An 11,927-nucleotide genomic window follows, 5' to 3' on the forward strand; every position below is an offset into this window, starting at 1 on the left:
TCTATTTTACACTAAAATAAGAACAACGCCTATGGAAGTGATAAAATGAATAAGTAGGAGGAACCTTCTTATGGTTAGCAGGGATAATGAAACAATTGTACAGCTTAATCTTATTTAAGTCTTCAGTCCCTGAAACGAGATGTAACCGAATCATATTTTTTAAAGAAAGGTGTGATCTATATGCTTTGGAAAATAATCATGTTCATTCTATCGTTATGGATAATTGGTCTGATTTTAAATGTGATAGGGAAATTTATCCATATCCTTTTGGTTGTAGCTCTATTTGTTATAGTGTTTAAAATAGGCCAGCGTTTTTCTAAAAAATAGACTGATTTAATCTCTTGAACCAGTAAATAAATATTTTAAAATAGATAGTAGCTTATTTGAGTTTGCTTCTTTTTCCTGATTTGCTGCCTGATCTTCTTTCATATAAATGTTTTCCTTCTCAATGGCATAATCCACAACTAAAATTAACCCTAACTCTGTTTTGACATTTTTATTGGTGACAGATTTGTATGGGATATTATACTGATTGGCTACCTTTTTGTACTGGTTAAAATATGAAGATCGAATCTTTCCGTTGATAAGAATCCTTGCATCAGGGTGTGCTTTTATTTCCTCTTCCAATTGCTTCATTCCCTTTTTCTTCATAACCTGTCCTTTGGTTAATGCTAAAATCACCCGCTCACGTAAAGAGCCTAAATATCGTCTTCTTTCATCAGGTTTTGTTTGTTTTTTTCCGTAAATCCCTTCTTCTATATATTCATCCATTTTTGATTTGGACATAAAATCTCCCACCTTTCTTGATGTATTTTTCTACTCTAATGATTCATTCTGAAGCTCGTTTAATTTGGCCAAAAGCATACCACTCCATGGGGCTTGCTTACACAGTCGGAGCTAATCAAGACCCTTCCGCTTTCCTAACTAAACCTTAAGTCTTATATGGAAATATATCTGTGGTTCGTTATGCTTAGGTGTTTTTCTCGATATGATAGAGACAAGCTTTTGAAGGGAGGCTGGTGTACATGAAAAAATTTGGATTATTTATTTTAGGGCTTATTGCCTTATTGGTATTGTTAGCTCATCTTGGGCCAATGATTTTACTTGGGGTGAGCGTCTGGTTATTGTATATCATATTTAAACAATTCATGAAAGCAGATTCCACTGTAGGTAAAATTGGCTGGGCGATATTAGGATTGTTTGTTGTAAGTGTTGCCTTTTCTAATCTGTTTGCTGTGATAGGTCTTGCAGCTGGATATGGGTTATACCTCATTTATAAAGAATGGAAACACGAAAAATCTAATCGGTCACGTTCTGATTCTTCAGAAGACCCTTTCGTTAACTTTGAGAGCGAATGGGCTGAATTAAATAAATAAGAGGCGAAAAGGAGAGATTTTTTATGGCGAATTTATTTAAACGATTAACAGATTCCATTTCAGCAGATCTTCATCAAATGATGGATGAGAAGGAGGAGAAAAATCCGATAGCAAAATTGAATCAGTATCTTCGTGAGAGTGAAAAGGAAACCGAAAATGTGCGGAAACTCATTAGTAGACAATACCGTTTAAAAGAGGAGTATACAAGAGAGTATTATCAAGCAAGAGATATGGCGGACAAGCGTAGACGACAAACTGAAATTGCTAATAAAGCTGGAGAAACAGAAATGGAACAGTTTGCCAGCCAGGAACTTACTGAATATGAATCTCGTGCTGAACGCATGAAGGCCATGCGGAATGAAATGGAAGAGAAGCTTGAGATGCTGGAACGTAAATATGAGGAAATGAAGCATCGACTTAAAGATATGAAATTAAAACGTATGGATTTAATGGCCAGAGAAAATGTAGCCCGTGCTCAATACCGTATCAATCAAGTAATGGATGAATATCCAGAAAAGTCTTTTTCGCGTTTTGATGAAATAGACCGCTACATCCAGAACATAGAACAAAAAGTAAACAGTGCCTATTATCGAAACACATTTGATAGTAAAATGGATCAATTAGAACGAAAGCTGCAGGAGCAGGAAAAAACTTCCGCCAATTAAATGAAATGTGGTATGCTAATAACATATTTAGACAACATTCGTCGTTTCAGATTTAGGTTTATAAAAAAGGCGCAGAAATTCTGTGTCTTTTTTACATAATGGTTCATACGTTATTTTATAATGGGAGCTGACCCAGACATTTTTTGCTTTTAGATTAAGGAGGGCTTCACAGATGTTTCAACGTATACCGACCGATACTCTAAACTGGATAATTGTTATTGTGATTGCTCTCTTTTTGTTAGAGATTTTGTTTTTTAATGGATGGTTAATTTTTTCTATTTTATTTTCTGCTTTCATGATTTTTGTCGGGTGGAGAAAATTCTCACATACATGGGGAAAGATTGTCTTTTTGATAGGCGGTGTAAGCCTCTTCTTTAATATATTGAATACGATGGCGGTTCGATTTTTAATTATAGCTGGTGTCATACTTTTTATCCTTCACTATCAGAGAATGAAAAAGGAGCCTGAACAAATCACACCGCAATTTGAAGTTGATGAAATGCATCAAGTGGATAATCAGGAATCATTAATTAAAATGAAGCCATTATTAAACAATCGTTTATTTGGTGATCAGACAACCTCTCGTACTTCTTATAAATGGAGTGATATAAGTATTCATAGTGGTTTTGGGGACCGGATTATCGATTTAAGTCATACGGTTCTCCCTAACCAGGCCGTTATATCCATTCGCCATTTAATTGGAAACATTGTCATTTATGTTCCCTATGAAGTAGAGGTACAGCTTGTTCATAGTTCAATCTTTGGGCGTGCGCATATTTTAGGTGAACATCATAAAAAGTTGATGAATGATACCCTCGCCTACAAGACAAAAAACTATGACACCCATGAGTCCAGGGTGAAAATTATCACCTCAATATGGTCTGGAGATATTGAGGTGAGACGCATATGAATTGGATCTTTAAACAAATGATGGTGGGAATCATAGCAGCTATCAGTTTAACGATACTCATTTTATTCGTTACCTTTCTCACTTTTCCGTTAGACAACTGGCAAATGCTCCTGGATACTTATATTTTAAACAAGTTTCCTTTTATCTGGTTTATATTAGCCTTATCCATTGTTTTAGGCATTATTGGCGGGCTGACCTATGGAATGGTTTCCAGACAAAATCTTCAATTTGTCCAGAGGAAGCTGGATGAACTGATTCAGGGCCCGAAGCTCACAACAGAAGATGAAGGAATGATAAAGGATCTACAGCTTATCCAGGAGCAAATTCTGCAGATTGATGAGAAATTTAAAAAGCAAACAGAAACCTTTCAACGATTGGCTACGGAACGTGCGCAGGATAGAGAACAGAGTTTACAGGAAGTGGTTGTTCAGGAAAGGAACCGGCTGGCTAGAGAGCTTCATGATTCGGTTAGTCAACAGTTGTTTGCAGCTTCCATGATGATGTCAGCTATTAATGAATCTAATCCACCCCAGGATACAGCGTTACAAAAGCAATTAACTTTAACAGAAAATATGATCCATCAGTCACAATTAGAAATGCGGGCACTATTGCTGCATTTAAGACCTGTGGCTTTAAAAGGGAAATCCCTTCAGGAGGGGATAGAGGAGCTGTTAGAGGAATTAACCCAAAAAGTACCGATGGAGGTTAATTGGCAGCTGGAATCCATATCGCTGGAAAAAGGGATTGAAGATCAATTATTTCGGATAGTACAGGAATCTGTTTCAAATACACTCAGACATGCAAAAGCCAATAAACTCGAGGTTCTCTTAATAGAAAGAGATGATCATGTTATTATGCGCATCTTGGATGATGGGATAGGCTTTAATGTTGAAGAAGCGAAAACGAGCTCATATGGCTTGCAAAATATGCATGAACGAGCTCTGGAAATAGGCGGAACTCTGAAAATCGTCAGTTTGGAGGATGAGGGTACAAGATTAGAAGTGAAAGTCCCTTATTTAAAGGATTACTAAAAGGATGGTGTGGCTCAGAATGATAAGAGTCCTTTTTGCAGATGATCATGAAATGGTTCGCATAGGTGTGTCATCCTATTTGGCCTCCCAAAAGGATATCGATGTAATTGCAGAAGCAAGTGATGGTGAAGAGGCAGTAAAAATGGCGCTTGAACACAAGCCTGATATTATTCTCATGGATCTGGTTATGAAAGAAATGGATGGTATTGAAGCAACACAAAACATTAAAGAAGCCTGGCCAGAGGCAAAAATTATTATTGTAACAAGCTTTCTGGATGATGATAAGGTATATCCAGCCCTGGAGGCAGGGGCGACCAGCTATATGCTGAAAACATCTAAGGCTAACGAGATTGCAGATGCCATTCGCGCAACCTATGAAGGTCAATCGATTTTAGAACCAGAAGTAACAGGAAAAATCATGTCAAAAATGCAGACGAGCAAGGATGAAGAGCTTCATCATCAACTAACAGAACGTGAAAAAGAAGTCCTATTGCTTATGGCAGAAGGGAAGACAAATCAGGAGATTGCTGATGAACTATTCATCGCATTAAAAACAGTCAAAGTCCATGTGAGCAATATTTTAGGTAAATTAGAGGTTCAGGATCGAACCCAAGCGGTTATTTATGCTTTCAAAAATAAACTGGTTTAAAAGAAATGCATGTTTATGGCCATACAAGGCTAGGCTCTGTTTAGCAAAATCTGTACGTTGCAAAACAGGGCCTATTGTTTTATGATGAAGGTGCTACTTGAGAATCATTATTAATTAGACAAGTGTGCTTATGACATCAATGTGAGGAGTTTCCATTATGCCGAAACCGAATCAAATACCAGAAATCATGAAGAATGATTTTTTTATCACGGATGAAGATCAAGAGCATGCTATTTATTCAAAACCCCTTACTGAACTATTTATAAAGGAAAATATGGATGTACTGGTTGCTTTATATTCTCCTCATTTTAAAGCCTTGCACCCTACAGCTACAGCGGCAGGACTGGCCAGATGGTTTGCCAGTATCCCATTAGCTTTTCAGTATGCGTTATCTGTTATGAATCAATCCATAGATTTATCTCCACAAAATATTACAGTACAAATCTATTCATTCAATGGAGTGTATTGGTTTTCCTTTAAATTAAATCAGTATACAACCCGACTATACAGGGATGAAATACCAAGAGAGGATTGGTTGTATCAGCAGCTTGTTACCTTCTATTCAGACACCATGAGACCTTTGTTGGAAACCATGGCCGAATCCGTTCAGATGAATATCGGACAGTTATGGGGACAATTTCCAAGAAAATTTGATATTTTTGTAGAAAAGTGGAAGCAGGCGATTGCTTTTGGATGGAGCGAACAAATAGATAGAGATTACCAGTTCTTAGCTGAAAATATGGAACCCGAGGTTTTTGGTCGAAAACGTAATCCGTTTCATATAAAACAGCGTCTTATCAGGAGTTTAGATGATGAAACGATTCAAATTCCAGTAGAATGTACCTGCTGTTTAAACTATTTACGTGAAGGTGGACAACTCTGTTTTACCTGTCCCAGATTAAAAGAGCAGGATCGAGAAACCATGCGTAAAAAGAGAAAAGAGGAATTGGAGGTTAACGAATAAGACAAGAATCACACACTCTTATCTCTGTGAAGGATTCTTGTCTTTTTAATGTACTACATAAATACGCTTTCCTGTATGCTGATTATAGTAAACGTGAATCACCATTTTTGTTTTGGTGTCGATAAACGACTCTGCTGTTTTCTCAAATCCTTCCGGCACCTCATTCGGCTGAAAAAATTTCTTACGGCTATTTTTATCGGTCCGGTGGGTTATAATCAAAATGACAATAAGTAAAAGGATTTGAAACATAAAATAGCCAATAATAAATTTCATCATTTTTATTTTTTCTCCAGACGAACTGCGGTTCCATAGGCTACGATTTCACTCATGTTGCTACTGATACTTCCAGAATCAAAACGGAACATAATAATGCCGTCTGCTCCCATTTGCTGCGCATTTTCTGTCATACGATCCAATGCTTCCTTTCTTGCATCTTCAAGCATTTCAACATATTGTCGAACTTCACCCCCAAATAATCCTTTAATAGATGCAGTAATATCCTTCCCGACACCCCGGGCTCTAACTGTGAGGCCAAAAGTTGGGCCTAATACTTCCGTCACTTCATATCCAGGTACTTTTTCTCCAGTCATAATAATCATTTCCATACACCTCGTATCATTTTTATAATAATCGTTTTCTAACTACTAATATTTTTTACGATTAACTTTAATGGAAAGTTTCACTCTAAACGTAAAGCTGATGCTTTTTAAGCAATCAATACCATAGGTGTTCATTCTATTTATGATTTACTTCATAAAACGTTTCATACTAAATGGAGAGAGGTCAAAATCTATCGTTTCATTCATGGACATTTTGCATAAGATTTCGCCGACTGCACTACTGAATTTATAACCGTGACCAGAAAACCCGCACGCAATAGTAACATGGGGGTGCTCTGGCAGGTGATCTATGATAAAGTCCCCATCTGGTGTCATCGTGTAAATACAGGTTTTCCCTACATTCTGACTTGATACATGTGGGAAAAAGGAATGTAATATCTTTGAGACGTCACCACGGTCTTCTTTGTAATGGCCATAAGGTTTTAAGGATTCACCTATTTGAATGTCTCTACCACCATCATGTCTTCCCATTTTTACTCCAGATCCTTCAATGCTTGGAAACCCGTAATAGGTTCCTTGCTCAATATCAAAGGTGAACGCCGGGAACTTTTCCGCATCATATATATGGTCCTTGCAATCGAACCAGGAAAACGTCTTACGTGTGGTTTTTAAGGGTAAAGATACATTCATCTTTTCGCCTAATTGTTTTGACCATGGGCCAGCTGTGACGATTAACCGGTCTCCTTCAAAGGTGTCTGTATCCGTATGTATTGTCGCCGAGTTTGTATGTACTTCTATGTCTATAACGTTAGTATTGGTTTTCATTGTAGCGCCATAGGCTTCAGCTAATGAGCGATAGGACTGAATAATTTTCTCGCTAAAAAGAACCCCGGATGTGGTCTCTAAGCAACCGATATATGTATCAGGTAATGATAATCCTTCCCATTTTTGTGAGATTTCCTCTGCAGACAGGGTCTCTAAGGGTAAATGATGTTTTTTTGAGCTTGCTTGAACCTCTTGGATAAATGAGGATGCCTTTGTACCGATATTTAATACCCCTGTTTGTAAAAATAAATCCATTCCAGCTTCTTTTTCAAGCTCATACCAAAGCTCTTGTGCTCTTAAAGCTAAGGGTACATAATGTTCCCCTTCACCATATGCATGTCGTATAATACGAGTCTCTCCGTGGTGTGATCCATTCTGGTGCGGAGGATCATAAGCATCGAGGAGCAGAACTGTTTGACCTTGCTTAGCTAAATAATACCCAGCGGCCATCCCCATTGATCCAGCCCCAACAATCATTGTATGAAAGTGCATCCTGAACATCCTTTCCTTGTGGTTATTTTGTTGTTACGAAATGGTTCAGCGCTATCTTTTTCATTTATTTTATCATTCATTGATTTTACCTTAATAAAAATTTTTGTACGAATAAAAATATTAGTGATATAATGGCTTAAAATAAAATGAAAAATTTCCTTCGGGGTCGGGTGCAATTCCCTACCGACGGTGATGGAGTCGTGCTCCTCAGTCCGTGACCCGTGAGACGAGAGTCAAGCGGTGGACCTGGTGAAAATCCGGGACCGACAGTGAAAGTCTGGATGGGAGAAGGAATGTGTAGAATTAGGTTATCTGTAAGAACCTAATTCATTCGTTATTTATCGATTTTATTAGGCGACCTATATACACGCAATCTTTCTCCCTTCTGATGCAATGTCAGAAGGGTTTTTTATTATTAAACCCGATTAAATTGATACGTAAGAAAGTAGGAGTAGGCATGAACGATCAATATTATATGAGTTTAGCTATATCATTAGCAAAATCCGTATCAGGTCAAACAAATCCAAACCCACCGGTGGGGGCTGTTGTCGTAAAGGATGGGCAGATTATCGGATTAGGTGCACATTTAAAGGCAGGTGAACCCCATGCCGAAATTCATGCTTTACACATGGCTGGTGACAAGGCTGAAGATGCAACCATTTATGTGACCTTAGAGCCTTGCAGTCACCACGGAAAAACCCCGCCGTGTGCGGATTTCATTTTACAAAAAGGGTTGTCGAGGGTAGTCGTAGCAACGGTGGATCCAAATGAAAAAGTAGCTGGTCGGGGGATTAAACGACTCCGGGATTCAGGAATTCAAGTGGATGTTGGGGTGTTAAAGGAAGAAGCCGATTATATTAATAGAGTGTTTTTCTACTATATTCAGCATCAAAAGCCATTTGTCACACTTAAATCTGCCACAAGCCTTGATGGAAAAATCGCAACATCTTCTGGAGAAAGTAAATGGATTACGGGTGAAAAGGCCAGAGAAGACGCCCATCATTACCGTCATACCCATGATGCCATTCTTGTTGGTGTCAACACCGTGATTGAAGATAATCCAAACCTGACAACTCGGTTACCTCAGGGAGGGAAAAATCCTATACGTGTTGTTTTAGATACCCATTTAAGAACCCCTATCGATTCAAACGTCATTAGGAAGAATGATACATTGACCTGGATTGTCACAGGGTCAGAAGTAGATGACACAGAGAAGGTAAAGTATGAAAAATTTACCCATGTTGAAGTGATTCAGCTGGAAAACCCAGAGATTACTGTTTCAGAAGTATTAAAGGAATTAGGGAGCAGAAAGATTATGTCCCTGTTAATAGAGGGAGGGGCAGAGGTGAACGGAAGCTTTTTAAAGGAAAAAGCATGTCAGCAAGTGATAACCTATATAGCTCCAAAACTTATTGGTGGAAGAGAAGCGCCAACTTCAATGGGTGGAGATGGAGTACAAAACTTAGCTGATAGCCTTGATCTATCCATCCAATCCGTTGAAACCATTGGTGGTGACCTCAAGATTGTAGCAGAAGTTAAAAATGAGTATGAAGGGTGAAAAACATGTTTACAGGGATTATTGAAGAGGTAGGAACGATAAAAGATATACAAAAGGGATATCAGGAAATTGCCATGATGATTGAGGCACCAGAAATTTTACAGGATGTCAGTACAGGAGACAGTATATCTGTTAATGGAGTTTGTTTAACGGTTACAACGTATTCTGGTCGTGACTTTCAGGTAGATGTCATGCCAGAAACCATTAAGGCTACCTCATTACGAATATTAGAAAAGGGATCGAAAGTAAATTTGGAGCGTTCCATGCCGGCTAATGGTCGGTTCGGCGGACATTTCGTATCGGGTCATGTCGATGGAGTGGGAACTATTAAAAGGAAAAAATCTATAGCCAATGCCATGTATTATTATATTGAAGTTCCGGATGAACTGAATAAACTGATGATGCTAAAGGGATCGGTTGCCATAGATGGTACGAGTTTAACAGTTTTTGGAATAGAGGACAGTATCTTAACCATTTCGCTGATTCCACATACAGTTTCACACACAATTCTGGGAGAAAAAGGTCAAGGTGACATTGTTAACATTGAGTGTGATATGTTAGCAAAATATGTGTCCAATATGCTCCCCAATCAAATCCCGACCAATAAAGGGTAACGGATAAAATGAATTGAGAATAAAGAATTTACAATAGAAAAAGGATGTGAACAGCATGTTTGATAAAGTGGAGGAAGCTATAGAAGATTTGAAGGCGGGGAAGCTGGTCATCGTAGCGGACGATGAAGACCGGGAAAATGAAGGGGACTTTATTGCTCTTTCCGAAAAGGTAACAGCTGAGACTATCAATTTTATGATTACGCATGGTCGAGGTCTTGTATGTACATCGATTACAGAGGAATTATCCAGCCAATTAGAGCTTCATTCAATGGTGAACCGAAGCTCCGATCCATACGGTACAGCTTTTACGGTAAGTATTGACCATATGGATACAACAACTGGTATTAGTGCGGCAGAGCGGGCATTGACGATTCAGCAATTGTTTAACCCAAAAGCTAAGCCGGCTGATTTTAAAAGACCTGGTCATGTGTTTCCCATAGTAGCCAAAAAGGGTGGCGTCTTGAGACGTGCTGGGCACACAGAAGCAGCTGTTGATTTAGCTAAGCTAAGTGGTGCTTTTCCATCTGGAGTCATCTGTGAAATTATCAAGGATGATGGAACAATGGCCCGAGTGCCGGATTTGCGAAAAATCGCTGATGAGTTTGGTCTTACGTTTATTACCATTAAAGATTTAATTGAATATCGAAATCATACAGAGAACCTTATTCAAAAGGAAGTTGAGGTAGAGCTTCCTACTGAATTTGGTGATTTCAAGGCAATAGCATATACCAATGATGTAGATGAGCGTGAACATATAGCACTTGTAAAAGGAAATATAGATGCGGAAAAACCGACGCTGGTAAGAGTTCATTCCGAGTGTTTAACCGGTGATGTTTTCGGTTCTTACCGCTGTGACTGTGGACCTCAGCTTCATTCAGCCCTTTCTCAAATTGAAGAAGCAGGGAATGGCGTTTTGCTTTACATGCGACAAGAGGGACGGGGAATAGGTTTAATTAATAAGCTTCGTGCCTACAAGTTACAGGAAGAAGGTTATGATACAGTAGAAGCCAATGAGAAATTAGGATTTGCTCCTGATTTGAGAGACTACGGAATTGGTGCTCAAATTTTAAGAGACTTAGGTCTTCGGAAAATGCGTTTATTAACCAATAATCCTAGAAAAATTACAGGGTTAAAGGGTTATGGTTTAGAAGTGGTTGAACGTGTGCCTATTCAATTGCCTGCTAGAAAAGAAAATGAACGTTATTTAAAAACGAAACATAAAAAACTTGGGCATTTATTAGAATTTCATACTCATTCATGATGAAAAAGGAGGAAGCAACAATGGGACAAATTTTTGAAGGAAGTCTGGTAGGAACAAATTTAAAGGTAGGAATCGTAGTTGGTCGATTTAATGAGTTTATTACAAAGAAACTATTAGATGGGGCATTTGGTACACTACAGCGTCACGGAGTTTCAGAAGATGACATTGATACTGCCTGGGTCCCGGGGGCATTTGAAATCCCATTAATAGCTCAAAAAATGGCGGAATCAGGAAGGTATGATGCAGTCATTGCACTTGGAACGGTTATCAGAGGTTCTACACCGCACTTTGATTATGTTTGTAATGAGGCTGCTAAAGGTGTTTCATCAGCAGCATTAAAAACAGGAAAACCGGTAATTTTTGGAATCATTACTACAGATACTATCGAACAAGCAATTGAACGGGCCGGAACGAAAGCAGGTAATAAAGGTTCGGAAGCTGCAGTAGCTGCAGTGGAGATGGCTCAGCTTGTAAAGAATATTGAAGAGTGAGGCTATTAAAATGACAAATATAGTTGTAACGATTTTAAATGAAAAGGATGCAGAATCTTACTGGAATCTTAGGTTAGAAGCCTTAAAGGAAGCGCCAGATGCTTTTCTTACAAGCTATGATGAGGCATTACAGAGAGTAAATCCTGTAGAACAGGTTGCACAGCAATTATCAAGTGAAGAAAGTATAACGTTTGGGGCTTTTAGCGAGGACAGTTTAGTCGGTGTGACAACACTTAAATTCACAGATAAAGAAAAAGAAAGGCATAAGGCTTTTCTTTTAGCCATGTATGTTACACCTCAGTATCAAAATCATGGGATTGCCAAGCAACTGATTTTTAAAGCTATTCAAACTGCGAGAAGACATGGGGAAATCGAACAAATCCATTTATCCGTTGTTTCAATAAATCCGGCAGCTATTCACCTGTACGAATCCATTGGGTTTAAGGCGTATGCCACAGAACCTAGAGCCCTTAAAACAGAAAAAGGCTATCTGGATGAATGTTTAATGGTCTTATCTTTATAATTTTTTCA

General features: G+C 38.4%; 16 protein-coding genes and 1 riboswitch. Of the genes, 12 read left to right on the forward strand and 4 right to left on the reverse strand.

What is annotated here, in order from left to right; all coding sequences use genetic code 11:
- The first annotated feature begins 180 nt into the window (after positions 1-180).
- Positions 181-327: a DUF5670 family protein gene (locus tag BMX63_RS18275; protein ID WP_220083814.1), complete on the forward strand. Its 147-nt coding sequence runs from the start codon at positions 181-183 to the stop codon at positions 325-327.
- A gap of 6 nt (positions 328-333) precedes the next feature.
- Here BMX63_RS18275 and BMX63_RS04290 read toward each other — a convergent pair whose 3' ends face one another.
- Entirely contained in the window at positions 334-786 is a 453-nt protein-coding gene (locus BMX63_RS04290) for a YueI family protein (protein WP_093132311.1), read from the reverse strand.
- Between the two features lie 239 nt (positions 787-1,025).
- Here BMX63_RS04290 and BMX63_RS04295 point away from each other — a divergent pair, with 239 nt between their 5' ends.
- The 6 genes from BMX63_RS04295 (at position 1,026) to BMX63_RS04320 (ending at position 5,595) form a co-directional block, all read left to right on the forward strand.
- Positions 1,026-1,376 carry a lmo0954 family membrane protein gene (locus tag BMX63_RS04295; RefSeq protein WP_093132312.1) on the forward strand — a complete coding sequence of 117 codons (351 nt, stop codon included), beginning with the start codon at positions 1,026-1,028 and terminating at the stop codon, positions 1,374-1,376.
- A 23-nt stretch (positions 1,377-1,399) separates the two neighbouring features.
- Complete coding sequence (locus BMX63_RS04300; RefSeq protein WP_093132314.1) at positions 1,400-2,041, forward strand: PspA/IM30 family protein; 642 nt, start codon at positions 1,400-1,402, stop codon at positions 2,039-2,041.
- A 172-nt stretch (positions 2,042-2,213) separates the two neighbouring features.
- The gene (gene liaF / locus BMX63_RS04305; RefSeq protein ID WP_093132316.1) at positions 2,214-2,951 is read left to right on the forward strand and encodes a cell wall-active antibiotics response protein LiaF; all 738 of its coding nucleotides are present in this window, start codon (positions 2,214-2,216) and stop codon (positions 2,949-2,951) included.
- Positions 2,948-3,982 (forward strand): sensor histidine kinase, encoded by a 1,035-nt coding sequence (locus BMX63_RS04310; protein WP_093132318.1) that lies wholly within the window; start codon positions 2,948-2,950, stop codon positions 3,980-3,982. Before liaF ends, BMX63_RS04310 begins: the two co-directional genes overlap by 4 nt.
- Before the next feature lie 19 nt (positions 3,983-4,001).
- Positions 4,002-4,631 (forward strand): response regulator transcription factor, encoded by a 630-nt coding sequence (locus BMX63_RS04315; RefSeq protein WP_093132320.1) that lies wholly within the window; start codon positions 4,002-4,004, stop codon positions 4,629-4,631.
- Positions 4,632-4,788: 157 nt separating this feature from the next.
- Positions 4,789-5,595, forward strand: a complete 807-nt coding sequence (locus BMX63_RS04320) for a (2Fe-2S)-binding protein (RefSeq protein WP_093132322.1) — start codon at positions 4,789-4,791, stop codon at positions 5,593-5,595.
- A 45-nt stretch (positions 5,596-5,640) separates the two neighbouring features.
- On the opposite strand, the gene BMX63_RS04325 is transcribed toward BMX63_RS04320, so the two are convergent.
- The 3 genes from BMX63_RS04325 to solA form a co-directional block, all read right to left on the reverse strand.
- Complete coding sequence (locus BMX63_RS04325) at positions 5,641-5,871, reverse strand: hypothetical protein (RefSeq protein WP_093132324.1); 231 nt, start codon at positions 5,869-5,871, stop codon at positions 5,641-5,643.
- 2 nt (positions 5,872-5,873) lie between these two features.
- Complete coding sequence (locus tag BMX63_RS04330) at positions 5,874-6,194, reverse strand: YbjQ family protein (RefSeq protein WP_093132326.1); 321 nt, start codon at positions 6,192-6,194, stop codon at positions 5,874-5,876.
- Positions 6,195-6,341: 147 nt separating this feature from the next.
- Positions 6,342-7,472 (reverse strand): N-methyl-L-tryptophan oxidase, encoded by a 1,131-nt coding sequence (gene solA / locus BMX63_RS04335; RefSeq protein ID WP_093132328.1) that lies wholly within the window; start codon positions 7,470-7,472, stop codon positions 6,342-6,344.
- Positions 7,473-7,624: 152 nt separating this feature from the next.
- A riboswitch (FMN riboswitch) is annotated at positions 7,625-7,769 on the forward strand.
- Between the two features lie 160 nt (positions 7,770-7,929).
- On the opposite strand from solA, the gene ribD reads away from it, so the two are divergent.
- Genes ribD through BMX63_RS04360 form a run of 5 tightly spaced genes read left to right on the forward strand, consistent with a single transcriptional unit; the run spans position 7,930 to position 11,919 of the window.
- Positions 7,930-9,030, forward strand: coding sequence for a bifunctional diaminohydroxyphosphoribosylaminopyrimidine deaminase/5-amino-6-(5-phosphoribosylamino)uracil reductase RibD (ribD, locus tag BMX63_RS04340; protein ID WP_093132330.1), 1,101 nt, complete (start codon positions 7,930-7,932; stop codon positions 9,028-9,030).
- 5 nt (positions 9,031-9,035) lie between these two features.
- Positions 9,036-9,644, forward strand: a complete 609-nt coding sequence (gene ribE, locus BMX63_RS04345; RefSeq protein WP_093132332.1) for a riboflavin synthase — start codon at positions 9,036-9,038, stop codon at positions 9,642-9,644.
- A gap of 55 nt (positions 9,645-9,699) precedes the next feature.
- Entirely contained in the window at positions 9,700-10,905 is a 1,206-nt protein-coding gene (locus BMX63_RS04350) for a bifunctional 3,4-dihydroxy-2-butanone-4-phosphate synthase/GTP cyclohydrolase II (protein WP_093132334.1), read from the forward strand.
- Positions 10,906-10,925: 20 nt separating this feature from the next.
- Complete coding sequence (gene ribH / locus BMX63_RS04355) at positions 10,926-11,396, forward strand: 6,7-dimethyl-8-ribityllumazine synthase (protein WP_093132336.1); 471 nt, start codon at positions 10,926-10,928, stop codon at positions 11,394-11,396.
- 10 nt (positions 11,397-11,406) lie between these two features.
- Positions 11,407-11,919 carry a GNAT family N-acetyltransferase gene (locus BMX63_RS04360; RefSeq protein WP_093132338.1) on the forward strand — a complete coding sequence of 171 codons (513 nt, stop codon included), beginning with the start codon at positions 11,407-11,409 and terminating at the stop codon, positions 11,917-11,919.
- Positions 11,920-11,927 lie beyond the last annotated feature (8 nt).

Origin of the sequence: Salinibacillus kushneri (genome assembly GCF_900111405.1) — a bacterium.
GTDB classification, from domain to species: Bacteria; Bacillota; Bacilli; order Bacillales; family Alkalibacillaceae; genus Salinibacillus; species Salinibacillus kushneri.